We start from the raw sequence: 23,356 nt of genomic DNA on the forward strand, positions 1-23,356 counted from the left end.
ATTGCACCTGCAAAACGAACCGAAAAAAAGAGGTGACCCCATGCTGCGCAAAGCGACACAAGATGATTTGCCTGCGCTGGTGGCGCTGCGCTGCAAGGCTGCCAGGACCAACCGCACCGACGCCGCAGGCTGGCTGCAAAATGTGGCCGGGCTGGAAAATATCCTGCTGCTGGTAAAATCCGGCGCACCGCCCGCGGCTATGCTGGCGGCTGTGCCGGTGGAATACGGCCAGCATCACGGCGTCTGGCTCTGCGGCCTGGCAGGAGAGCAGGGCGTCCCGCTCGACCGTCTGCTGCCCAAACTGCTGGAAAGCTGCCTGCGGGCTTATGGGGCCAGCGGCTTTGACTTTGCCGTTATGACGCCGGAGGGCGCGCAGCACGCCGACGCACTGAAGCAGCTGGGATTCACCGCCCAGCTGCCGCTGCGGGTATTGCAAACGCCCATCCGCCGCGACCTGCTGGCCCAGGCATCCTTCGACAGCTTGACCGTGCATAAATTGCTGGAAATGCGCCATATCTACCAGCCCGGCTGTATCACCCTGCCGGAGTCGGCCATGAATGAGATCATGACCCAACTGTACCGGCGCGGGCTGACCGTAGTGTCCAATCGGCGCGGATATGGGTTATACAATACCAGCGGGGATACGCTGCAATTTCTGGAATTGCAGGCCGACAACGACCACTGCGCCGACCGCCTTTTGCAGGCCGCGCGGGAAAAGACCGGCGCAGCCAACGCGCGCATATTGCTAGCTGAAAGCCAGACCCTTTACCTCGGCGCAGGCCGCCGCTGCGGTTACGGTATGTTTGCCTTTTTGGGCAAGCCGTTCCCGGTCACCGATGCGTATTTTAGGATGCTGCTGTAAAGGGGACCGGGCACGCCCGGCCCGCAGCTCAACCATAAAGAACGTTTCTCGTTTCGTTGAAGGCCGCACATATGCGGCCCCTACCCGGCGTTAAAAAATCAACCAGGAATCAAAAAGTTAGGAGTATCCCATGAGGATTAATCGTTCCAACCCGGATCAGCCCGCGATGCAGCAGCCGCAGGCACAGCCCCAGGCTGCGCCTGCGGCCCCCAAACCGGCCCCCAAGCGTGAGCCGCCCAAGCAGGAGTCGCCCAAACCGAAAAAGGAAAAGCCCAAAAAGAAACTCAAGCACGAAAAATATTACGAGTATGAGGACGACGAAGAAGAGCCGCGCAAGCGCCGTTTCCCGTTTGGCTGCCTGATTGTGCTCATTCTTCTGGCGCTGGTGGGCTTTGGCGGCTACAAGGTCAGCCAGTTCTATGCGGAGCTGGACGGCCAGGGCACGCTGGGCGCGGCCCAGACCATCACCGTGCCGGAGGGATCCTCCGTCGCCAGCATTGCCACCCAGCTGAAAGATGCAGGTGTTATCCAGTATGACTGGCTGTTCAAGCAGTATGTCAAGTACAGCGGCAAGGCGGGTGAGATTCAGTACGGCGACTTCGAGGTTCAGTCCGGTATGGCCTACAATGATATCATCAAGGCGTTGTCCGTCGTGACCCGCCGTGCCACCGTCAACGTCACGATTCCCGAGGGCACGACTGCCGTCGGTGTGGCACAGATTTTTGTGGATGCAGGCCTGGTGGACGATGTGGATACTTTCCTGTCCTGCGCCAATGGCAACGACGGCTCAGATTGGAGCAAGTACGATTTTTGGAACGCCATCCCCGATAATGACCGCCTCATGAAGTGCGAGGGCTACCTTTTCCCGGACACCTACAACCTCTACGCCGACGAGGACGTCTATTATTATGTAGACCAGCTTTACGGGGAGTTCGCCAACAAGACTGCTGACTTGACCGACACGATTGCCGCCAAGGGTACGAGCCTGGACGATGTGGTCAAGCTGGCCAGTTTCATCCAGGAGGAGGCTGGTTTGGAGAGCGAGGATGCCAAGGTCAGCGCCTGCTTCCACAACCGCTTGGAATCCAGCGACCCGCAGTGGGCGGAGCATAAGCTGGAATCCAACGCCTGCAGCTATATCATGCAGGATAGTGAGAACAACTATCTCTGGAACTCCCCGACGGCTGAGTATTTCGGCTGGCCGGAGGATGGCGCAATTCCCGACGATGTGCTGGCTCTGTACGACACCTACGCCATCGGCGGCCTGCCAGCGGGCCCCATCTCCTGCCCGGGGTATGCCGCCATTGAGGCCGCGCTGAACCCCGACCAGGAGTATCTGGACGAGGGCTACTTCTTCTTCGTCACAGGCCACCCTGACACCGACGTCGCAGGCCAGTATTTCTACGCCAAGACCGCAGACGAGCACTACCGGAACTGCGTCAAAGCAGGCTGGGCGTCGTAAGGCACGAAGCCGCCTTGTAGAGGCCACACATATGCGGCCCTCAACCTTGCTTTGACCGCCTGTCTGCCTTTCACGACAGGGCCGGGCATGCCCGCCCGGCCCCTGCGGGATGAATCATGTGAAAACGGAGGAATCATCAATGCTGCAACAGCCGGAACTGCTGGCCCCTGCGGGCAGCCTGGAAACGCTGAAATACGCCGTCATGTACGGCGCGGATGCCGTCTACTGCGCCCTGCCGGAGTTTGGTATGCGCGCAGCCCCGGTCAACCTGACGGTGGGCGAACTGCGCGAGGGCTGCATCTTTGCCCACGCCCGTGGCAAAAAGGTCTACCTGACCTTGAATACCCTGCCCACTAACGAGGAACTGTCCAAACTGCCCCAGTATATCCAGGATGCTGCCGAGGCAGGCGTAGATGCCTTTATTATCGCTGACCTGGGCGTGCTGGCATTGGCTAAAAAGTATGCCCCGCAGGTCGAGCGCCATGTCTCGACCCAGGCGGGCATCACAAACTACGAGGCCGCCAAGGTCTGCTATGAGCTGGGGGCCAAGCGCGTTGTGCTGGCCCGTGAGCTGCCCCTGACCGAAATTGCCCAGATCCGCGACAACTGCCCAGCTGATTTGGAGTTGGAAGCCTTTGTCCATGGCGCTATGTGCATGAGCGTGTCGGGCCGCTGCCTGCTGTCCAGCTACATGGCGGGCCGCAGTGGCAATCGCGGCGAGTGCGCCCAGCCCTGCCGCTGGAAGTATAACCTCGTTGAGGAACACCGCCCCGGCCAGTACATGGAGATAGGGGAGACGCCCGACAACGGCAGCTATATTTTGAACGCCAACGACCTGTGCACAGCGCCGTTTATCGACTTGATTTGCAAGGCGGGCGTGGACTCGCTGAAGATCGAGGGCCGCGCCAAGACGTTCTACTATGTGGCGTCGGTAGTCAGCGCCTACCGCCGTGCGCTGGATACCTTCCTTGCTGACCCCTACAACGATAATTTTGAGCTGCCCGATGATGTTATTGAGGAACTGAACCGCACGAGCCACCGCCACTACTCGCCGGGGTTCTACTTCGGTAAGGAGCAGGCCCAGCAGACCCCCAGCCACACCTATGTGCGCAATTGGGATTTTATCGGCACAGTGGACAGCTGGGAGAACGGCATTGCCCACTGTACCCAGCGCGGCAAGTTCAGCGTGGGGGATAACATCGAGATTTTGCAGCCCGACGGCAGTGTCGTCAAGCTGACCCCCGCCTGGATTGAGAACGCCGACGGTGATCATGTGGACGCCACCCCGCACCCGATGATGCAGTACACCATCCCCTGCGAAACTCCGCTGATGGCGTACAGCTTGATCCGTATGCAGAAGCAGTGATGTTGTGTGGAACACATCACAAAAATATTTTAAAATTCTCGTAAAAATCCCTTGACTTTTTATGGCATATCCCTTATAATATTTCTTGCGCCGGTCGTGAGGGCACAACGCTCTGACCCCTGCGCAAGCTGGGTATGGCCCGGTAGTTCAGTTGGTTAGAACGCTAGCCTGTCACGCTAGAGGTCGTCAGTTCGAGCCTGATTCGGGTCGCCATATGCTGCTATAGCTCAGTTGGTAGAGCGCATCCTTGGTAAGGATGAGGTCAGCAGTTCAAATCTGCTTAGCAGCTCCAGCGCTGAAGCCCACAGTGCAAGATACGCATTGTGGGTTTCTTCATATAGGGGCATAGCTCAGTTGGTAGAGCAGCGGTCTCCAAAACCGCGTGCCGAGGGTTCGAATCCTTCTACCCCTGCCATCCATATCCGGAAAAAAATCATTGTGTTGCCTATCGGCTTGATAGTTGCAGACTTTGCATTTTTTCGGTAAACGAGTAGGAGGTTCTCCTTAAAGAGCCGGCCTCTCACATCACCGTGCGTGCCGACCGGTACATGGCGGTTCAACCGCATGAGTGCAAGGACTCGTAGTAGTTAGGGATGCTAAAGTATCCCGCTGCTACGAGTCTTTTGTTTGTAATGGAACATTTTAATACAGGACTGCCGGCGATACGTCAATAGCCCAGTCTGGAATTTCCCCACTGGTAAGCCCTGTCGGCCGGGATGCCCAGCTTTCTCAAGTTGGCAACCTTCGTTTTGGGCTTCTTCCACTGCTTCCAGATGTACATCGAAACCTGCGCCGCATCCATTCATCCCAAGACATCAGCGTCCGCTTCATATCGGCTACTCGAAAGTAACCAATCCAACCACGGATGAACACTTTTACTTCTTGCATCACTCTGCGGACATTGCGCCCGCGGTTTCGCTTTGTAAGAAGTTTCAGCGTTTTCTTTGCCTTGGCAAGAGACTTTCGGTGTTCACCACCTGGTTGTTGCTCTTGCCGGGCGCAAAACAGAAAAAACCCCACCGGTTTGCCCGGTGGGGGCTTTCTGTTTTACCGAGAAAAAATAAAGTCTGCAACTATCAGACCGATAGGCAACACAATGATCTTTTTTCGGATATGGATGGCAGGGGTAGAAGGATTCGAACCCTCGGCACGCGGTTTTGGAGACCGCTGCTCTACCAACTGAGCTATGCCCCTATATAAAGAAACCCACAATGCGTATCTTGCACTGTGGGCTTCAGCGCTGGAGCTGCTAAGCAGATTTGAACTGCTGACCTCATCCTTACCAAGGATGCGCTCTACCAACTGAGCTATAGCAGCATATGGCGACCCGAATCAGGCTCGAACTGACGACCTCTAGCGTGACAGGCTAGCGTTCTAACCAACTGAACTACCGGGCCATACCCAGCTTGCTGCGCTGCCGTGGCAGCTGCAACGTTGATTATTATAACGGCTGAACCCCTAAATGTCAACACCTTTTTTTACTTTTTTTGCAAAAATCGTGTCGAAAGGGAAGAACCAACAAAACAGCGTACATTTTTTTCGCCGTTGCAATAGGGCGGCGGGCGTGGTATCATACTAGTAGTGCCATTTGCGAAAAAACTGCGGCTCCTCGCCCCGGCGCATCCGCTGTAAACCGGCCCAGTGCCGCGTCAGCATGATGGAGGCGCTTACTGCCATGATAAAAGCGCTCTCTCCACCGTATTGCAGCCAGGCCACCGGCACGGCCAGTGCTGCGATCAGCACGGCCCCCAGCGGCAGATAGCCGGACAGCAGCACCGCACCGCCGCCCGCCAGGCAGCACAGCGCACCGGTGATAGGCAGATACAAAATCAGCCAGGTGCAGTTTACCGCCACGCCTTTTCCGCCGCGGAATTTATTCCAGAACGGCCAGTTGTGCCCCAGCACAGCCCCCAGCCCGCCGTACAAAAGGGCTGTGTGGCCCAGCTCCGGCGCGGCCTGCCAGCAGAACCAGCAGGCGGCCGCCGTTTTCAGCACATCCCCGGCCAGCACCAGAAAGCCCGCAGGCTTGCCCAGATGGGTCAGAATGTTCGCCATGCCGGGGTTGCCGGTGCCTATCTCCCGCGCACTGCACCCGGCTGTGCAGCGGGCCACGATTTCCGCCGTGAGGAAACACCCGAACAGATACCCGGCCCCCAGGCAGAGCACCCGCAAAAACAAACCGTGCTGCCAACTCATCGTGATACCCCTTTCTTTTATAAAACAGTATAGGCGCACGCTGCGCCGTTTAACCATAGAGGTGCATTGTATGGAACTGGAAAATCTGCGTCAGGAATGCCTGAACTGCCGCCGCTGCAGCCTGTGCGATACCCGCACGAACGTTGTGTTCGGGCAGGGCGTGCCCACCGCCGAGGTTATGTTTGTGGGCGAGGGCCCCGGTGCCAGCGAGGATGAGCAGGGCCTGCCCTTTGTGGGGCGCAGCGGCCAGCTGCTGGACCATTATCTGGAGGCGGTCGATTTAAGCCGTGACACCAACGTCTACATAGCAAACATCGTCAAATGCCGCCCGCCCCAGAACCGCGACCCGCTGCCGGAGGAATCCACCGCCTGTATGCCGTGGCTGCGCCAGCAGTTCCAGCTGATTCGACCCAAGATTGTTGTCTGTCTGGGCCGCATCGCTGCACAGCAGATGATGGGGCCGACCTTCTCGGTCAGCCGCGATCACGGCAAATTCTTTGAGAAGCAGGGCACACTGTTCATGGCAACCTACCACCCTGCGGCGCTGCTGCGCTATCCCGTAAACAAGCCTGCCGTGTTCGGCGACTTTGTGGCCCTGCGGGAGAAAATCACGCAGGTCTGCGACCACACCTATTAACTTTAGTATACCACCCGATGCAAGGAGGCACGCGGCATGGAGCCTGAAATTTTGGCACTGACGCTGCCCATCCGGCGTCTGGTGGAATTTTTATTGCGCACCGGCAGCATCGACAGCCGTTTTACCGGCTTTGACCGTGCGCTGGAAGGCGCACGCCTGCACCGCAAATTGCAGCGCGCCGCCGTGAAGGAATACCCCGACTACCAGGCCGAAGCTGCCCTAAAGCAGGACTACACCTGCGCCGGCATTGCCTACACGCTGGAAGGCCGCGCCGATGGCATCTTTACCGACAAGGACGGCACACCGACCATTGATGAGATCAAGACCACGACGCTGCCGCCTGAATTCATCACCGGCGAGCAAAGCCCCGAGCACTGGGCGCAGGCGCAGATCTACGCGGCCATCTACGCTCGCCAGCAGGGGTTGCCCGCCATGCGGGTGCGGCTGGTTTACTATCAGGTGGATGAGGATCTGGAATTTACCTTCAATCACGATTACTCCGCCGACGCGCTGGACGCCATCGTCACCGACCTGCTGACGCAGTACGCGCCCTGGGCCAAGCGCTCGGCCGAGTGGCAGCGGATGAGCCGTGCATCGCGGCAGGCACTGCCATTTCCGTTTGCAAGCTACCGCCCCGGTCAGCGGGCTATGATGAACGCCGTGTACAAGACCTGCACCGAGGGCGGCCAGCTGCTCTGCCAGGCTCCCACCGGTATCGGCAAGACGATGAGTGTGCTGTTCCCGGCACTGAAAGCCGTGGGGGAAGGCGGGCCGATTTTTTACCTGACGGCCCGGGGCACGACCCGCGCGGCAGCAGAAAATGCACTGACTCTGCTGCGCGCAGCAGAGCCTGATTTGAAGCTGCGCAGCGTGACTTTGACTGCCAAAGACAAAATCTGCTTGCAGGAGCACCGTGAATGCACACCTGAGGCCTGCCCCTACGCCAACGGCTACTATGACCGCGTCAAGGCGGCGCTGTGGGACGGCCTCGATACCCACGCCCTGACCGCCGACGCCCTGCAAGCGCTGGCCCGCAAGCATAAAGTCTGCCCCTTTGAGCTGGGGCTTGATTTGAGCCTATGGTGTGACGTAGTGGTGGGGGACTACAACTACCTCTTTGACCCGGTCGTACACCTGATGCGTTTTTTTGAGACGGCGGGGGACTACCTGTTTCTTATCGATGAAGCCCACAACCTGCCCGGCCGCGCCCGGGATATGCACAGTGCCAGCCTTTGCAAAAGCGCCTTCTATGACGCAAAGAAGCGGCTGGGAAAAGGCAAAAGCAGCCTGAAAAATGCGCTGACAAAAGTCAACAATATTTTTATTGAATGGCGGCACCGCTGCGAAGAAGTCCTCGGCGACAGCCGCTTTGGCCGCACCTACTTTGAAAAGTCCCGTGCTGAGGACTTTGACCGTGCGCTGACAAAACTCTGTGAGCCGCTGGAAATTTGGCTGGACGAGCACCGCGACCCCGGCGAGACCCACGACGCACTGTTGCAGCTGTACTTTGATATCCGCACCTGGCTGCGGGTGGCAGACACGTTTGACAACCACTTTGTTTTGCAGATATCAGCCGTCGGCAGCGAGGTTCGCGCCGCTATGCTCTGCCTGGACCCCAGTGACTTCCTGGCGGCAGACTTTGCCAAGGGCCGTGCGGCGGTGCTGTTTAGCGCCACGCTGGCCCCGGCAGGTTACTACAAGGATTTGTGCGGTCTGCCCGACGCCCGCGCCGTGGCATTGCGCAGCCCTTTTGACCCGACCAATATGGGGCTGTGGTGCGCCCGGCAGGTCAGCACCCGCTACAAAGACCGGGCAGACAGCATTGCCAAAGTGTCGGATCTGCTGGCCGTGATGGCCGCTGCACAGCCTGGGCACTACCTGGCCTTCTTCCCCAGTTACAGCTACTTGCAGCAGGTGTGGGAGGATTTCACCGCCCGCTACCCGGACCAGCCCACCCTCTGCCAGGAATCCGCCATGGACGAGGGCCAGCGCACGGAGTTTCTGGCGCAGTTCTTGGCGCGGGACGGAAAGCCCTTGCTCGGATTTGCCGTACTTGGTGGCGTCTTTGGCGAGGGCGTAGACCTGACAGGGGAGAGCTTGATCGGTGTAGCCGTTGTCAGCCCCGGTCTGCCGCAGATCGGGCCCCGCCAGGAACAACTGCGAGATTACTTTGAGGAGACCCGCGGCGCGGGTTTTGACTATGCCTACCGCTACCCCGGCATGAACAAGGTCTTGCAGGCGGCGGGGCGGGTCATCCGCACGCCGCAGGACAGGGGCGTGGTATTGCTCATTGACGACCGATTCCTGGCCCCTGACACCCGCCGCCTGATGCCGCCCCACTGGGAGCATCTGCGGGTGGTAGATTCTGCCGACGCGTGGAAAGACGAGCTAGCGGCCTTCTGGAAAAAGCACGAACCATAAGCGAAAACAACCGTCAGCGGGCGGTTTCTTCCTTTTTGTGCGGATGGCGAAAAAGTGCGCAAAATTTGCATGGATTATCCGCTTGCATTTATATATGTACGTGCTATAATACGATTCGCACGAAATTTTGTATGCATATAAGGGTAAGGAAAAATCCATGACCAAGGACCTCACGAGCGGCAGTCCGCTCAAAGTTATTCTTATGTTCACGTTCCCGCTGGTGCTGGGCAACCTGTTCCAGCAGTTCTACGCACTGGCGGATACCATCATCGTCGGTCGGTTCTGCGGCGTCAGTGCGCTGGCATCGGTCGGTGCGACCGGCTCGGTCAACTATCTGATTCTGGGCTTTGTCATCGGCGTATGCAACGGCTTTGCCATCCCCATTGCGCAGCTGTTCGGTGCGCGGGACTATAAAGACCTGCGCCGCCATGTGGCCAACGCCGCCTGGCTCTGCATTGCGGCCAGCGTGGTGCTGACCATTGCCACGGTGGCGCTGACCCGTCCCATGATGCAGCTGATGCAGACCCCCGACGATATTATCGACGGTGCCGTCATCTATATTGGCTGGATTTTCGCGGGCATCCCATTCATCTTTCTGTACAACATGGTGGCGGCTATCATGCGTGCCTTGGGCGACAGCAAAACGCCGCTTTACTTCCTGATTTTGACCAGTGCGCTGAACATCGGACTGGACTTGCTGTTCGTCATTCCGTTCAAGTTCGGTGTGTTCGGCGCGGCGCTGGCGACCGACATTTCCCAGGTCATTTCCGGCGTGCTGAGCTTTATCTACCTCTGCCGCAAGTTTGATGTCCTCAAGATGCAGAAGGACGACCTTGTGTTCAGCAAAAAAGCCTGTGTGCGGCTGATGGGCATTGGCGTTCCCATGGGTCTGCAGTGCAGCATCACGGCAATCGGCAGCGTTATCATGCAGTGGGCTGTCAATATGCTGGGCAGTACCGCCGTGGCCGCCGTCACCGCTGCCGGCAAAACGCAGAACCTGCTGACCGTCCCGCTGGAAAGCGTCGGCACGGCTATGGCGACCTACGCCGGGCAGAACCTTGGCGCATCCCGCATGGACCGTGTGCGCAAGGGTACCAACAGCGCTATGCTGATCATTCTGGTGTATGGCTTGGCATCCGCGTTTATCCTGCACTTTACCGATGTGCAGATCATGGGCCTGTTCCTGGATACCGCCAAGGAAGTGGACATCGTCGCTATGGGCCGTCAGTACCTCTTCTGGAACAGTGTGTTCTTTGTGCCGCTGGGAGCACTGATCGTCTGGCGCTACACGATTCAGGGGTTGGGCTTCTCCTCGCTGGCAATGCTGGCAGGTGTGGCGGAAATGATTGCCCGCACGGCGGTTGCCATTATCCTGGTGCCCATCCTCGGGTACTTCGGTGCCGAGCTGGCCAACCCCGCTGCGTGGGTGGCGGCCTGCCTGTTCCTGTACCCGGCCTACCGCTGGACCTGCCGCCAGCTCGACAACCGCCTGTTGGCTGCCAAGCTGCACATCCAGGGCAACCACGCGGAGACAGTGCTGTAAATCAAAAATTACAAGACCGTTCCGAATCAGAGCGGTCTTTTTCTGTGTACCCCTTGTCGTTCTGCCCTAAAACGTATATAATAAGCATAATTTGAAAGTATATACAGGGAAAGGAAAGACTATCATGACGCAGAAAAAGCCGTTTATCACTCTTGCCCAGGCGAAAGAGATTGCCGCCGATATTCCCACGCCCTTCCACCTCTATGACGAAAAAGGCATCCGCGAGAACGCCCGCAAGGTCAACGCCGCGTTCAGCTGGAACAAAGGCTTCAAGGAATACTTTGCCGTCAAGGCGACCCCCAACCCCTACCTGCTGAAAATCCTGCAGGAGGAAGGCTGTGGTGTCGACTGCTCCAGCTATACCGAGTTGCTGATGAGCGAGGCCTGCGGCTTCAAGGGCAGCGATATCATGTTTTCCTCCAACGACACCCCGGCCCAGGACATGAAGAAAGCCTACGACCTGGGCGCTTACATCAACCTCGACGATCTGACCCATGTGGAGTTCCTGGAAAAGGTCGCAGGCGTGCCCAAGACCATCTGCTGCCGCTTCAACCCGGGCGGTGTGTTTGAGCTGGGCAACGGCATCATGGATAACCCCGGCGACGCCAAGTACGGCATGAGCGAGGATCAGATGGCCGAGGCTTACACCAAGCTGATGGCTGCCGGTGCCGAAGAATTCGGCATCCATTCCTTCCTTGCCAGCAACACCGTCACCGACGACTACTACCCGAAACTGGCGGGCATCCTGTTTGAACTGGCCGTCCGTCTGCACAAGCGCACCGGCGCAAAAATCAAGTTTATCAACCTGTCCGGCGGCGTGGGCATTGCCTACCGCCCTGACCAGCGCAGCAACGATATCGCTGCCATTGGCGAGGGCGTGCGCAAAAAGTTTGAGGAAATCCTTGTGCCCGCAGGCATGGGTGATGTCGCCATCTTTACCGAGATGGGCCGCTTTATGCTGGCCCCCTACGGCGCACTGGTCACGACCGTGCTGCACCAGAAGCACATTTATAAAGAGTACATCGGCGTTGACGCCTGTGCGGCTAACTTAATGCGCCCGGCCATGTACGGCTCCTACCATCACATTACAGTGCTTGGCAAGGAGGATGCCCCCTGTGACCACAAGTACGACGTCACCGGCGGCCTGTGCGAGAACAACGACAAGTTTGCTATCGACCGTATGCTGCCGGAAATCGAAATCGGTGATATCGTCTACATCCACGACACCGGTGCGCATGGCTTCTCGATGGGCTACAACTACAACGGCAAGCTGCGCAGCGCCGAGGTCCTGCTGAAAGAGAACGGCTCCCATCAGATGATCCGCCGTGCCGAGACGCCTGCGGATTACTTCGCCACCTTTGATTTCAGCCCTTTCTTCAAGAAATAAGCGCGGGAGGAACCACTCTTGTTTGAGTTTCTGTTTGTCATCGGCATTGTGCTGGCGTTTTACGGCTACTCTGTCATGAAAAATCCCCATGTCTGGGGCGACCAGGGCCGCGACGAAATACGCCCGGAAAACTGGAATGGCTATGTTGCCCACAACGGCCAGTTCATGATGTACTCCGGCTTTTTTCTGGCCGCGTTGGCGGCGCTGGATGTTATCTTCACCTTTGCCAGCTGGCTGTACTGCCTGATTTTGCTGGGCGGTCTGGCGTTGCTGTTCTATCCCTTGGCCCACTGGATGCACGAGAAAGAGGGCAAATGGTGGCCCTGGCCGAAACATAAAAAGAAGAAATGAGTTTGTAGGGGCCGGGTATGCCCGGCCTGCAACCCTCCCGGGAACGACCGTCTACCATTACCTACAGTGCAAGCAAAACGCCTGTGCAGGTTTAACCCGCACAGGCGTTTTGCTTTAGATCAGAAATTTACTCTGCCTTTTCCGTCAAAATCTCTTCCACATCCGCTTTCGTAAAATCCCCCAGCGGCAGAACGAGCTTTGCCAGAATCTCCTGCGGTAAATCGCGCAGTGCGGCGCTTTGGTCAGCGTCGGCATCGGCGGCGGGCAGCACCCGGGAAATGCCTTCACGGTCTACCTCGATGCGGGCAAAGTGCCCGGTGGCGATAAACGCACAGTCCAGCTCAGCAGCCTTGTCGGTCAGCAGCTGCAAAAGCTCGGCGGCAGAAACTGCATTCTCCACGGTAAATGTCTGCACCGCAAAGCCCTGCTGCTGCAAAATGCGCAGTGCAGCGGCTGCGTCGCTGCCGCTGTTCAGACCCAGCAGAATTTTGTCCTGCTTTTCAAACGTATTGAATCCGTCCATGACTTTCTCCTTTTTATAGCAAACGGCGGCGTCAGGCTTGCCGCCCGCCGTGCTTTTTGCTCTGCTCCACGGCCATCCGGTCGCAGCGCTCGTTCTCGGGGTGGCCTGCGTGGCCTTTCAGCCAGTGGTAGGTGATCTCGTGCTTCTCGCTCTCGGCCAGCAGCGGGGCCCACAGGTCGGGGTTCAGGGCGGGGGACTTGTCAGCTTTTTTCCAGCCGCGTGCCCGCCAGCCGCGTGCCCAGCCCTTTTGCAGGCTGTCGATGACATACTTGCTGTCGCTGTACAGGTCGATGGCACAGGGCTCTTTCAGTTGGCGCAGGGCTTCCAGTAGGGCAGTCATTTCCATTCGGTTGTTGGTCGTGTTCGCCTCCCCACCGGAAAGCTCTTTCTCATACACCTTCTGCGCCGTGCGGAACCGCAGGATCGCGCCCCATCCGCCCGGGCCGGGGTTGCCGCTGCACGCGCCGTCGGTATAAATTTCAATATGCTTCATGCGTTGCACCCCAAATTCTTGCCTATAATAAAACTATTATACCTGCTTTCAATTCATATGGCAAGGTATTTGACAGGAACGCCGTTTCAGATTATAATAAAGTGTAATTGCAATGTGTGTGTTTTACCGGGCCTGGCCGCGCCTTTTCAGGCGGGCTTTCCGCGCCCATACCCAAGGCATAGGAGCGTATCTGCTCTGAAAAATACATAAATCGCAACCGTTTACAGGGAATCCGGTACCCGCAGCTGGCAGGTATCAGCCCGAAAATACGTTGATTCGGAGGTTATCGATGGAAGAGTTCAAGCAAAAACGTAAAAATAGTGCACCCAATACCCAGAACGCAGGCCGCGCACCGCAGCCGCGCAAGTCTCGTGCGCCGAAGCCCCAGGGGGAAAACGCTGCCAACGCGCAGCATAAGCCCCGCACCCGCAAGCCGCGCCCGGCTGCTGCCGCAGAGCAGAACCCCGCCGCTGCACAGAGTATCCCGGCCCCGCGTCCGCGCCGCCCGCGCAATGTGCAGAATGCGGCAAACGGCCAGGCAGCCGCGCCGCGCCCCCAGGGCCAGCGCCGCGGCCGCAAGCCCCAGAAGCAGGAACATTACGAGATGACCCCGGCCATCCCCATGCACATCTGCCCGTTGGGCGGTCTGGGCGAGGTCGGTAAAAACATCACCCTGTATGAGTGCCAGGGCGATATGATTCTCGTGGACTGCGGTTCGATTTTTCCGGAAAATGATATGTTCGGTATCGATCTTGTCATCCCGGACTTCACCTATGTGCTTGAGAACAAAGACCGTATCAAGGGTCTGTTCATCACCCACGGACACGAGGATCACATCGGCAGCCTGCCGTATCTGCTGAAAAAATTCAATGTGCCGATTTACGCCGCACGGCTCACGATCGGCCTTATCAAGAATAAACTCGAAGAGCATGGCCTGGCGTCCAGCGCCATCTTCCACGAGATCCGCCCGCGCCAGAAGGTCACGCTCGGCTGCTTCACGGTCGAACCTATCCATGTCAACCACTCGATTCCGGATTCGCTGGCTTTCGCCATCGATTGCCCGGCCGGTGTCGTCATCCATACCGGCGACTTCAAGGTCGATTACACGCCGCTGTCCGGCGACGCTGTGACCGACCTGCCCACGATTGCCGAATATGGCCGCAGGGGCGTTCTGGCTCTGTTGGCCGACTCCACGAACGCTGAACGCCCGGGCTTTACCGCCACCGAGCAGACCGTCGCCGAGGGCGTGCGCAGCCTGTTTGCCAAGGCAGGCAAGCGCCGCATCATCGTGGCGACCTTCGCGTCCAACATCTACCGCGTGCAGCAAATCATCGACCTGGCGATCGAGTCGGGCCGCAAGGTGGCCGTCAGCGGCCGCAGCATGGTCTCTAACACCGAGATGGCCCGTGAGCTGGGCTACCTGCACGCGCCGGATAATGTCCTCATTACCATTGATGAGATCAACAAGTACCCCCCGGAGAAGGTCGTGCTTATCACCACCGGCAGCCAGGGCGAGCCGCTGAGTGCGCTGTCCCGCATGGCGCAGGCCAGCCACCGCCAGGTGCGCGTCGGCCCTAACGATTTCATCATTATTTCGGCCCGCCCCATCCCCGGCAACGAAAAGACCGTGACGAAGGTCGTCAACGGCCTGCTGTCCCTGGGGGCCGAGGTCATCTACGAGAATATGTACGACACCCACGTGTCCGGCCATGCCTGCCAGGAAGAGCAGAAGCTCATGCTGACGCTGGCCCACCCGCAGTATTTCCTGCCGGTACACGGTGAGTTCAAGCAGCTCAAGCGCCACGCCGAGACGGCCGAGCACCTGGGCTACATCCCCAGGCAGAACATCTATATTGCTGAGAACGGCCAGAACATCCGCCTTTCTGCGGACGGCATGGCTATTGAGAACACCGTCGCGGCGGGCGCTGTGATGGTGGACGGCTACGGTGTCGGCGATGTCGGCAACGTGGTCCTGCGTGACCGCCATCATCTGTCGGAGGACGGCATCATCATCGTGACCGCAGCCATCGATGGCAGCAACGGTCAGGTGCTCTCCGGCCCCGACCTCGTCAGCCGCGGCTTTGTCTATGTGCGTGAGAGCGAGGAACTGATGGAAGGCGCCCGCACCCAGGTAGAAATGGCACTGGACCGCAGCCTGGCCGACAATATGCACGACTGGGCCAGCGTCAAGGCACGCGTGCGGGAGGCGCTGTCCAGCTATATCTACCGCCGCACCAAGCGCAGCCCGATGATTCTGCCGATCCTGCTGGAAGTGTAAAAGCCTTTGAGCTGAGGAATGTACAATGAAACACAAGGATGGTCTGGATATAGCCGCCGTACTGCTGCTGTTGCTGGCCGCCGTCGCCGTTATGGTCGTGCCGGTGGCCCTCGTCATGCCGCAGCTGCTCGCTGTGCCTGCGATGCTGGTGCTCATTGCACTTTGCGTGGTGCTCTACCAGCGCCGCCGTCTGCGCACCTTTCTGGCTAAACAGCTGTGCAGCACCGAGTTTGAAAACAGCCGTATCCAGTACAGCCTTGCCAACCTGCCTATTGCGACCGTTCTTATCAACGATGGCCGCATCCTGTGGTACAACCAGCATTTCAAAGAGCAGGTTCTCGGCGATTATGACGCCGTGACCCGCCCGGTAGCGCGCGTTCTGCCAGAGTTTGACTTGGCTGTCTGCTCCCGCCCCCATGGGCAGGATCTGACCGTGGGGGAACGGCGCTTCACCGCCTACTCTGCCACCGCCAAGGGCAGCCGTGGAGCCAGCCTTGTGTACCTTATCGACGATACCTTCTATAAGGAAACACTCGATGAGTACAACGCCAGCCGCCCGGCGTGTCTTATCATCGTTATCGACAGCTATGATGAGCTGTTCGATGATATGAAGGACAGTGAGCAGGCCAAGGAGCTGGAAGCTATCAACAGCCTGCTGGAAGAGTACATTGGCCGCAGCTCGGGCTTCCTGCGCAAAATCTCCAACAGCCGCTATATTGCGGTGGTGGAGGAGCGCGACGTGCGCTGGATGCTGGAAGAGCGGTTCGATATCCTCGATAAAGTCCGTGCCCTGCACCCGGGCGGTTTGACCACACTGTCCATCGGCGTAGGCCGCGGCGGCAAGAACTTACAGGAATGCCATCAGATGGCCCGTGAGAGCATTGACATTGCCCTTGGCCGCGGCGGAGACCAGACCGCCGTAAAAACCGTGGACGGCTTTGAGTTCTACGGCGGCATTTCCCACGGCGTGGAGAAGCGCAGCCACGTCCGCAGCCGCATTATCTCCAACGCGCTGTGCGACCTTATCAAGCGCAGCGACAGCGTCATCATTATGGGCCACCGTATGAGCGACCTGGATGCCGTCGGCTCGGCGGTCGGTGTGCTGCGGATGTGCAAGATGTGCGGTGTGCCCGCCGTCATTGCCGTTAACAGCGAGGCCACGCTGGCAGGGCCGCTGCTGAAAACGTTTATCGAAGCAGGTGAGGGACACAACTTTATCGCCCCTGACCAAACGCTGGACGTCATCACGCCGAACACCTTGTTGATCATCGTCGATACCTACCAGAAGCGACTGCTGGAAAGCCAGCAAATCTACGAAAGATGCAAGCGCGTCGTCGTCATCGACCATCACCGCATGGCGGTGGGGCACATCGACAATCCGCTGTTGCTCTACCACGAACCCTATGCGTCCAGCGCCAGCGAGCTGGTCTGTGAACTTCTGCAATTTATGCCGAAGGAAAACAACATCACCCCGCTGGAAGCCCAGGCTCTGCTGGCCGGCATCATGCTGGACACCCGCAGCTTTGCACTGCATGTCGGCGTGCGTACCTTTGAAGCTGCTGCCTGGCTGCGCAGCCGCGGTGCCCAGACTGCCGACACCAAGTTGCTCTTTAACACCTCGAAGGAAGAGTATGAGGCCCGCGCCCATATCGTGGAGGCGGCCTACATATATAAGGGCTGTGCAATCGCCCTGTCTGGCGAACTGGAAGCCGGTATGAACGTGGTGCTGCCCATGGCGGCTAACGACCTGCTGACCATCAACGGTGTGGACGCCAGCTTTGTGGCCGTCGCCAAGAACGGCGGTGTCAATATCTCAGCCCGCAGCATGGGCGCACTGAACGTACAGGTCATTCTGGAACCGCTGGGCGGTGGCGGCCATCTGATGATGGCCGGCGCACAGCTGCAGAACTGCACCCTGCAGGATGCGGAACACCGCATCCGTGAACAAATCGACCTTTACCGCGCGGCGCAAGCCAAAAACGCCGCACAGTAATCGGGATATAATTTTGGGAGGGAAACCCTTATGAAGATCATTCTCAAACAGGACGTCAAGACCATCGGCAAGAAAGATGAGATCCATGAAGTCTCGGACGGTTACGCCCGCAACTTCCTGTTCCCGCGCAACCTGGCAGCCCCGGCAGATGCCGCTGCCCTGAACCAGGCCCGCACCAAGAGCGAGGCCAAGGCCCACCACGAGGCCGAAGCCCGTGCCGCCGCCGAAGCCTTGGCTGCCAAAATCAAGGGCCAGGTCATCACCGCTAAAGTCAAGGGCGGTGCCTCCGGTAAGCTGTACGGCAAAGTCACCGGCAAGGAAGTCGCCGAGCTGCTGACCACCCTGACCGGCACCGAAATCGAAAAGAAAAAGGTCGAGCTTCCTTCCGCTATCAAGGAGTTCGGCAGCTATGATGCCTCCGTGCGCCTGTACGCCGGTGTCGTTGCGCCCTTCAAGCTGAAGGTCGAGGAACTGTAACTACAAATTTGACAGGGGAGGAGGACGCACGCTGTGCCAAAAAATGAAGAAGTAAGCCTGTCCAGCCTGGGTATCCAGATGCCCTACAATATGCAGGCAGAGCAGAGCGTGCTGGGGGCCGCGCTGATGGATGAGACGGTGCTGAACCGGCTCATCACCGACATGGAACCCGAAATGTTCTACTCAGACCAGAACCGCGCTGTCTACGAGACAATGCGTTCGCTCTATACCGAGAGCGAGGCCGTTGATGTCATCACGCTGGTGAATGCCCTTGCCAACGGCGGTACCTTTGCCAGCGCTGACGACGCTAAAGTGTACATTACCCGCATTGCCGAGACCGTCCCGGCCATCTCCAATGTCGATTCTTATTTTAAGATCGTCAAGGAGAAGTACCAGGCCCGCCGCCTCATCGATGCCGCCCGCGGCATTTTGAGCGAGACGGCCTCCGGCGAGGACGCCGACCTGCTGTTGGAAAGCGCTGAGCAGAAAATCTACGATATCCGCTCGGGCCGTGATAAGACTGGCGTCAAGACCATCAAGGAGTCCATCCTTGAGGTCATTGACACGATGCAGAAGTTAAGTGGTGCTGACCGCGACAAGTTTGCCGGCATTCCCACGGGCTTCAACTACCTGGACACAGTGCTCACCGGCCTGGGCCGCTCGGATCTTATCATTCTGGCCGCCCGCCCCGGTATGGGCAAAACGTCCTTTGCGCTGAATATCGCCACGAACGTTGCCCGCCAGCAGAAGGTGCCCACCATCATTTTCAGCCTGGAAATGACCTGCGAACAGCTGACCGACCGCATCCTTTCCAGCACGGCGAACATCGACAGCCAGGCGTTCCGCACCGGCCGTCTGAACAACTCCGACTGGAACGACTTTGCCCAGGCGACCTCGATGCTCTACAATGCCCCCATTTACATGGATGATTCCTCGGGTATCTCGGTGCCGGAGATCAAAGCAAAGATCCGCACCATCAACCAGGATCCCAAGAAAGAAAAGATCGGGCTTGTCATCATCGACTACCTGCAGCTGATGCAGAGTGCCAAGCGCACCGAGTCCCGCGTGCAGGAAATCAGTGATATCACCCGAAACTTAAAAATCATGGCAAAGGAACTCAACGTCCCTGTTATCGCGCTGTCCCAGCTGTCACGTGCGGCAGAAAAGACGGCGGGCCGGTCTGACCACCGCCCCCAGCTGTCTGACCTGCGTGACTCCGGCTCGATCGAGCAGGATGCCGATATCGTGCTGTTCCTCTACCGTGCAGCCTACTATAACTCCCAGAATGGGGAGGACAGCCAGGCCAACGAGAATGAGGCCGAGTGCATTGTGGCCAAAAACCGCCACGGTGAGACGAGCGTTGTCCGCCTGGGCTGGGACGGTGCCCACACGCGCTTCAGCAATCTGGATGTAGCCCATGAGTTCTGACGCGGAAAAAACTGTACAGCGTATTGAAGAGGCTCTGTTGGACGGCTGCCGCCGGCAGGGTCTGTTCAAGTCTGGCGACAGAGTCATTGCGGCCTGCTCCGGTGGGGCAGACTCGATGGCGCTGTTGCTTTTTTTGCTGCACCACCGTCGCACGCTGGAAATTGAGGTGCTGGCGACCCACGTCAACCACGGTATCCGGGGCGAGACCGCCAAACGTGATGCCGACTTTGTGGCGGATTTCTGCCGCCTGAACGGTGTGGAGCTCTTTCTGTATGACGCCGTGCAGGAGGGAATCGAGATACCGCCCCATCCCAGCGAGGATTGGGCGCGCGGCCTGCGGTACGGCTGGTTCGACGAGCTGGCCGCGCGGGAGGAAGCTGTTATTGCCACGGCGCACACGATGTCCGACCAGGCCGAGACCGTGCTTTTCCGCATGGCGCGGGGAACCGGGCTGCATGGACTGGCGGGCATCCCGCCTCGCAGGGGCTTTTATGTGCGGCCCTGCCTCTGCCTGACCCGCGCCGACACCGAGGCATACTGTGCCGCCCTGGGGCAACACTATATCCAGGACGAGACGAATGCCAAGGATACCTACGCCCGCAACCGCATCCGGCATGACGCCATCCCGGCGCTGCAATATGCGAACTCTGCCGCCGAGCGCAGCATTGCCAGACTCTGCCGCCAGATGCGTGAACTAGATGAATGGCTCACCGCCGAAGCTGCCGCCCTGCTGCAGGCAGCCAGTGTGCCGGGCGGGTATGACGCCGCTGCCCTGCGCAGCGCCGCAGGCCCGGTACTGGATGCCGCACTGCACGCCCTTGTCAGCCCAGTGCGCGACGCTGAGGAAAAGTATATCAGCCTGCTGCGTTTCCTGATTTTGAAAGGGGAAGGGGCCGTCCAGTTGACCCCGGAAGTGACCTTCAAAATTCGGAATGGACTGCTCGTCTGTCTGACAAAAGAGGGCGCACAGATTGCCCCGGCACCGCCACAGCCCTTTGAACCCGGTGAATTTTGCCTTCCGGGTGGTTATTTTGTGAAATTTCAGGTCGTAAAGTATGAAAAATTTCTAAAAAATCAACCAATTTTCAAAAAAGACTTAAACTGTTGTGCAGATTGTGCTAAAATACAAGGGAATGTTATTCTGCGCACAAGGCAGCCGGGGGATTTCTACCGCCCGGCTGGCCGCCACCTGCGGAAAACACTCAAAAAATATTATAACGAGCTTGGCATACCGCCCGCCGAACGCCCGCTGTTGCCTCTGCTTGCCGATGGCAGCGAGGTACTGTGGCTGTGGGGCTGCGGCTTTGCCGAGGGATGTGCCCCCGATGAGTACACCCACGAGGTACTGACGGTGCGGACAGAAAAAACAGGGGAGGCATAACTCTAATGAACAGCATGGACAAAGATATCGACCATGTTCTTGTGACCGAAGAGCAGATGAAGGCCAAAGTCGCCGAGCTGGGCGCACAGATCAGCCGCGATTACGCAGGCAAAGACCTGCTGCTGGTTTCCATTTTAAAAGGTGCGGTCGTTTTTATGGCAGACCTGATGCGCGAGGTCAAAATTCCCTGCGCCATCGACTTTATGGTCGTCTCCAGCTACGGCGGTGCCAACACATCGTCCACCGGCCTTGTCAAGATCATCAAGGATCTGGACGCTGACCTGACCGGCAGGGATGTTCTGATTGTCGAGGATATCCTCGACACCGGCATCACGCTGTCCAAGCTGGTTCCGGTGCTCAAAATGCGCAACCCCGAAAGCGTAAAGATCTGCACCATCCTCAGCAAGCCCAGCCGCCGCAAGGCCGACATTGAGCCGGACTACTGCGGCTTTGAGGTGCCCGACGAGTTCGTGGTCGGCTACGGCCTGGACTACGACGAAAAGTACCGCAACCTGCCCTACGTGGGCGTACTCAAGCCGGAAGTGTATTCCGACTGAACCAAAGGATCCAAAATGCCCGGTGAATACACCGGATAGGAGTTGATTTCTTGCAGCACAAACAACCGAAATTCAGCGGCATCCTTGTGGTGGCCGTCCTGATGGTGTTGGTTCTGTTCTTTGTCAGCCTTTCGCCGCTGCTGGCGGCCACCGGCACCAAAGACACAACCTACTCCGAAATTTATTACTACTTTGAAAACCAACAGGTGACCTCTTTCCGCTTGGATCTGGGCACCGGCAGCCTGGAACTTTGGCTCAAGGAAGGCAAAGCCGCCCTGCCGGAGTCCAACGCCGCAGCCAGCCTGCCCAGCGGCGGCCTGCTGAGCCTCGGCAATTCGGAGGACGAGGATCTGCCCGCCAACGGCGGCACGGTCTATATGACCTACAAGCTGCCCTACGGTGGTGACTTCAACACCGGAAAAATCTCCGATTTTGTCGATGAATACAACGAGGCCAACCCCGACGCCCCGATGGTGTTCGACTATGTCGCCGCCAAGACAAGCATTCCCTGGCTGGAAATTATCTTCTATGTCGCTATGATTGCCAGCATCGGCATGCTGTTCATGTCGATGTACCGCGGCGGCGCAGGCGGCGGCATCATGAATGTGGGCCGCGCCAAGGTCAAGGATCAGCAGGAGAACCAGCGCAAGGCAACCTTTGCCGATGTGGCCGGTGCCGATGAGGAAAAGGCCGAGCTGCAGGAAGTCGTTGAGTTCCTGAAAGCGCCCAACAAATTCAACTCTCTGGGTGCGCGCATCCCGCACGGTGTGTTGCTCGTCGGCCCTCCGGGTACCGGTAAGACCTTGCTGGCTCGTGCCTGCGCCGGTGAGGCTGGCGTGCCGTTCTACGCGATCTCCGGCTCTGACTTCGTCGAGATGTACGTCGGTGTTGGTGCCTCCCGCGTGCGTGACCTGTTTGAAAAAGCCAAAAAGACAATGCCCTCCATCATTTTTATCGATGAGATCGATGCTGTAGGCCGTCAGCGCGGCGCAGGTCTTGGCGGCGGCCACGATGAGCGTGAGCAGACCCTGAACCAGCTGCTGGTCGAGATGGACGGTTTTGACGCCAACGACGGCGTTATCGTTATGGCCGCCACGAACCGTGCGGATATCCTGGATAAGGCGTTGCTGCGTCCGGGCCGTTTTGACCGCCAGGTCTATGTAGGCCTGCCCGACGTCAAGGGCCGCGAGGAGATCCTCCGGGTCCACACGAAGAATAAGCCCCTCGGCCCCGATGTGAGCCTGAAAACGATCGCCCGCTCCACCGCCGGTTTCTCCGGCGCGGATTTGGAAAACCTCGTCAACGAGGCGGCCCTGCTGGCTGCCCGCCAGGGCAAGAAGGCCATCACCGAGAAGGAGATCGAGGAAGCCTCCGTCAAGGTCATGATGGGCCCCGAGAAGAAGAGCCACGTTGTCACCGACGAGGAGCGCCGCTTGACCGCTTACCACGAGACAGGCCACGCCATCACCGGCTACTTCTGCAAGCACCATGACCCGGTGCACCAGATCAGCATTATCTCCCGCGGCGGTGCAGGCGGCTACACGATGTACCTGCCCGAGAAAGACCCCAGCTACGTCACCAAGACTGCAATGTTCGAGAACATCGTCTCGCTGCTGGGCGGCCGTGTGGCCGAGCAGCTTGTGCTGGATGATATCTCCACCGGCGCATCCAACGACCTGCAGCGCGCCACCGATACGGCCCGCGCCATGGTCACGCGGTACGGCTTCTCGGAGCGGATGGGTCCTGTCGTCTACGGCAGCGACCCCGGCGAAACCTTCCTGGGCCGTGACTTCGGCCAGGGCAAGGGCTACTCCGAGACGATTGCCTCCGAGATCGACAACGAGATCCGTGACATTGTGGACGAAGCCTACGAGACCGCCCGCCGCACCCTGACCGAGCACATGGACGAGCTGCACAAGGTCGCAGGCGTCCTGATGGAGCGCGAGAAGATCAGCGGCGAGGAATTCAAGACCCTGATGGAGGGTGGAACCCTGCCGCCCT

At 58.6% G+C, this 23,356-nt stretch carries 19 protein-coding genes and 6 tRNA genes; 18 read left to right on the forward strand and 7 right to left on the reverse strand.

The window, feature by feature from the left end:
* The first annotated feature begins 40 nt into the window (after nt 1-40).
* The 6 genes from ACZO0A_RS09875 to ACZO0A_RS09900 all read left to right on the forward strand — a co-directional run bounded on the left by ACZO0A_RS09875 (nt 41) and on the right by ACZO0A_RS09900 (nt 4,105).
* Nucleotides 41-862 carry a hypothetical protein gene (locus ACZO0A_RS09875; RefSeq protein WP_486846276.1) on the forward strand — a complete coding sequence of 274 codons (822 nt, stop codon included), beginning with the start codon at nt 41-43 and terminating at the stop codon, nt 860-862.
* A gap of 130 nt (nt 863-992) precedes the next feature.
* Entirely contained in the window at nt 993-2,324 is a 1,332-nt protein-coding gene (mltG, locus tag ACZO0A_RS09880; RefSeq protein ID WP_486846277.1) for an endolytic transglycosylase MltG, read from the forward strand.
* Between the two features lie 139 nt (nt 2,325-2,463).
* A complete protein-coding gene (locus tag ACZO0A_RS09885; RefSeq protein WP_302376828.1) occupies nt 2,464-3,690 on the forward strand; it encodes a peptidase U32 family protein in 1,227 nt (408 codons plus the stop codon).
* Nucleotides 3,691-3,826: 136 nt separating this feature from the next.
* Nucleotides 3,827-3,903, forward strand: a tRNA-Asp gene (locus ACZO0A_RS09890).
* Between the two features lie 3 nt (nt 3,904-3,906).
* Nucleotides 3,907-3,982: transfer RNA gene (locus ACZO0A_RS09895), tRNA-Thr, on the forward strand.
* Nucleotides 3,983-4,029: 47 nt separating this feature from the next.
* Nucleotides 4,030-4,105: transfer RNA gene (locus tag ACZO0A_RS09900), tRNA-Trp, on the forward strand.
* A 314-nt stretch (nt 4,106-4,419) separates the two neighbouring features.
* On the opposite strand, the gene ACZO0A_RS09905 is transcribed toward ACZO0A_RS09900, so the two are convergent.
* From ACZO0A_RS09905 to ACZO0A_RS09925, 5 genes are all read right to left on the reverse strand, one after another.
* Nucleotides 4,420-4,710 (reverse strand): group II intron maturase-specific domain-containing protein, encoded by a 291-nt coding sequence (locus ACZO0A_RS09905; protein WP_486846280.1) that lies wholly within the window; start codon nt 4,708-4,710, stop codon nt 4,420-4,422.
* A 98-nt stretch (nt 4,711-4,808) separates the two neighbouring features.
* Nucleotides 4,809-4,884, reverse strand: a tRNA-Trp gene (locus tag ACZO0A_RS09910).
* A 47-nt stretch (nt 4,885-4,931) separates the two neighbouring features.
* Nucleotides 4,932-5,007: transfer RNA gene (locus ACZO0A_RS09915), tRNA-Thr, on the reverse strand.
* Nucleotides 5,008-5,010: 3 nt separating this feature from the next.
* A tRNA-Asp gene (locus ACZO0A_RS09920) sits at nt 5,011-5,087 on the reverse strand.
* Between the two features lie 178 nt (nt 5,088-5,265).
* Nucleotides 5,266-5,886, reverse strand: a complete 621-nt coding sequence (locus ACZO0A_RS09925; RefSeq protein ID WP_294779100.1) for a glycerol-3-phosphate acyltransferase — start codon at nt 5,884-5,886, stop codon at nt 5,266-5,268.
* 70 nt (nt 5,887-5,956) lie between these two features.
* Here ACZO0A_RS09925 and ACZO0A_RS09930 point away from each other — a divergent pair, with 70 nt between their 5' ends.
* The 5 genes from ACZO0A_RS09930 to ACZO0A_RS09950 all read left to right on the forward strand — a co-directional run bounded on the left by ACZO0A_RS09930 (nt 5,957) and on the right by ACZO0A_RS09950 (nt 12,225).
* On the forward strand, nt 5,957-6,523 hold the full coding sequence (locus ACZO0A_RS09930; protein WP_215692135.1) for a uracil-DNA glycosylase: 567 nt from the start codon (nt 5,957-5,959) through the stop codon (nt 6,521-6,523).
* A 36-nt stretch (nt 6,524-6,559) separates the two neighbouring features.
* Entirely contained in the window at nt 6,560-8,944 is a 2,385-nt protein-coding gene (locus tag ACZO0A_RS09935; protein ID WP_302377007.1) for an ATP-dependent DNA helicase, read from the forward strand.
* Nucleotides 8,945-9,101: 157 nt separating this feature from the next.
* Nucleotides 9,102-10,487, forward strand: coding sequence for an MATE family efflux transporter (locus ACZO0A_RS09940; protein ID WP_294720299.1), 1,386 nt, complete (start codon nt 9,102-9,104; stop codon nt 10,485-10,487).
* Nucleotides 10,488-10,611: 124 nt separating this feature from the next.
* Nucleotides 10,612-11,874 carry a diaminopimelate decarboxylase gene (locus ACZO0A_RS09945; protein ID WP_294720297.1) on the forward strand — a complete coding sequence of 421 codons (1,263 nt, stop codon included), beginning with the start codon at nt 10,612-10,614 and terminating at the stop codon, nt 11,872-11,874.
* An 18-nt stretch (nt 11,875-11,892) separates the two neighbouring features.
* Entirely contained in the window at nt 11,893-12,225 is a 333-nt protein-coding gene (locus ACZO0A_RS09950; RefSeq protein WP_215692131.1) for a hypothetical protein, read from the forward strand.
* 127 nt (nt 12,226-12,352) lie between these two features.
* Here the strand turns inward: ACZO0A_RS09950 and ACZO0A_RS09955 are convergent, their stop codons facing one another.
* Nucleotides 12,353-12,748: a hypothetical protein gene (locus tag ACZO0A_RS09955; protein WP_294720295.1), complete on the reverse strand. Its 396-nt coding sequence runs from the start codon at nt 12,746-12,748 to the stop codon at nt 12,353-12,355.
* Between the two features lie 31 nt (nt 12,749-12,779).
* The gene (rnhA, locus tag ACZO0A_RS09960) at nt 12,780-13,241 is read right to left on the reverse strand and encodes a ribonuclease HI (protein WP_291231457.1); all 462 of its coding nucleotides are present in this window, start codon (nt 13,239-13,241) and stop codon (nt 12,780-12,782) included.
* Between the two features lie 289 nt (nt 13,242-13,530).
* On the opposite strand from rnhA, the gene ACZO0A_RS09965 reads away from it, so the two are divergent.
* The 7 genes from ACZO0A_RS09965 to ftsH all read left to right on the forward strand — a co-directional run.
* Nucleotides 13,531-15,519, forward strand: a complete 1,989-nt coding sequence (locus ACZO0A_RS09965) for a ribonuclease J (protein WP_302377009.1) — start codon at nt 13,531-13,533, stop codon at nt 15,517-15,519.
* A gap of 25 nt (nt 15,520-15,544) precedes the next feature.
* Nucleotides 15,545-17,512, forward strand: a complete 1,968-nt coding sequence (locus tag ACZO0A_RS09970; RefSeq protein WP_337757543.1) for a DHH family phosphoesterase — start codon at nt 15,545-15,547, stop codon at nt 17,510-17,512.
* Nucleotides 17,513-17,542: 30 nt separating this feature from the next.
* Nucleotides 17,543-17,989, forward strand: a complete 447-nt coding sequence (gene rplI / locus ACZO0A_RS09975) for a 50S ribosomal protein L9 (protein WP_215692126.1) — start codon at nt 17,543-17,545, stop codon at nt 17,987-17,989.
* Nucleotides 17,990-18,067: 78 nt separating this feature from the next.
* Nucleotides 18,068-19,417, forward strand: coding sequence for a replicative DNA helicase (gene dnaB, locus ACZO0A_RS09980; RefSeq protein ID WP_215692153.1), 1,350 nt, complete (start codon nt 18,068-18,070; stop codon nt 19,415-19,417).
* Nucleotides 19,407-20,798: a tRNA lysidine(34) synthetase TilS gene (gene tilS, locus ACZO0A_RS09985; RefSeq protein WP_291231460.1), complete on the forward strand. Its 1,392-nt coding sequence runs from the start codon at nt 19,407-19,409 to the stop codon at nt 20,796-20,798. The genes dnaB and tilS overlap by 11 nt, the downstream gene beginning before the upstream one ends.
* Before the next feature lie 14 nt (nt 20,799-20,812).
* On the forward strand, nt 20,813-21,355 hold the full coding sequence (gene hpt, locus ACZO0A_RS09990; RefSeq protein ID WP_215692152.1) for a hypoxanthine phosphoribosyltransferase: 543 nt from the start codon (nt 20,813-20,815) through the stop codon (nt 21,353-21,355).
* Nucleotides 21,356-21,456: 101 nt separating this feature from the next.
* Nucleotides 21,457-23,356 (forward strand): ATP-dependent zinc metalloprotease FtsH (gene ftsH, locus ACZO0A_RS09995; RefSeq protein WP_486846282.1); only part of this gene is annotated, 1,900 nt, incomplete at its 3' end.

Source organism: Gemmiger sp. (assembly GCF_057431175.1).